This is a genomic window from Flavonifractor plautii ATCC 29863 (assembly GCF_000239295.1).
GTDB lineage: Bacteria > Bacillota > Clostridia > Oscillospirales > Oscillospiraceae > Flavonifractor > Flavonifractor plautii.
In genome coordinates this window covers 1-1,002 of sequence record NZ_JH417764.1, presented here as the reverse complement: position 1 = coordinate 1,002, position 1,002 = coordinate 1, and the positions used below count along the sequence as shown (strand labels likewise).

The window sequence follows — 1,002 nt, the reverse complement described above, 5'->3', positions numbered from 1 at the left end:
GCCCCAAAATTCAAGCCTTCCGACCCTACTCCATTTTCATAGGGCGGAGGAGCGGTCAAAAAGGAGGAACGTCCGCCGGGCCGGCGGTGCGGCAGTGTGGAGACCTGCCGTAACGTCCGCAGAGTGACGCTCTCTGCGGGCAAGAGGGTATTTGCGGAGGCATTGCCCTTACGGCCCTGAACATGGCAACTGTATCCCTGAAGAATGTGAAGAAGATCTATGACAACAAGGTGACCGCGGTTCACGACTTCAACCTGGAGATTGCGGACAAGGAGTTCATCGTCCTGGTCGGCCCCTCCGGCTGCGGCAAGTCCACCACGCTGCGGATGATCGCCGGCCTGGAGGATATCTCCGAGGGCGATCTGGTCATCGGCGGCAAGCGGATGAACGATGTGGAGCCGAAGGATCGGGACATCGCCATGGTCTTCCAGAGCTACGCCCTGTACCCCCACATGACCGTATATGAGAACATGGCCTTCGCCCTGAAGCTGCGCAAGGTACCCAAGGAGGAGATCGACAAGAAGGTGCGGGAGGCGGCCGAGATTCTGGACATCACCCAGTACCTGGACCGCAAGCCCAAGGCGCTGTCCGGCGGCCAGCGCCAGCGCGTGGCCATCGGCCGCGCCATCGTCCGTGATCCCCAGGTGTTCCTGATGGACGAGCCGCTGTCCAACCTGGACGCCAAGCTGCGCAACCAGATGCGCGCGGAGATCATCAAGCTGCGCCAGCGCATCAACACCACCTTCATCTACGTCACCCACGACCAGACCGAGGCCATGACCCTGGGCGACCGCATCGTCATCATGAAGGACGGCTTCATCCAGCAGATCGGCACCCCCCAGGAGGTGTTCGACCAGCCCGCCAACCTGTTCGTGGCCGGCTTCATCGGCTCGCCCCAGATGAACTTCTTCGACGGTGAGCTGGAGAAGAAGGACGGCAAGTACCAGCTCAAGGTGGGCGAGGCCACCGTGGTGCTGGGCGGCAAGGCCCAGGAGCTGCTGA

General features: G+C 62.0%; 1 protein-coding gene. It reads left to right on the top strand.

The genetic code is table 11. From position 1 onward, the window contains the following. Positions 1–182: 182 nt before the first annotated feature. Positions 183–1,002 (top strand): ABC transporter ATP-binding protein (locus HMPREF0372_RS09265; RefSeq protein ID WP_007491342.1); only part of this gene is annotated, 820 nt, incomplete at its 3' end.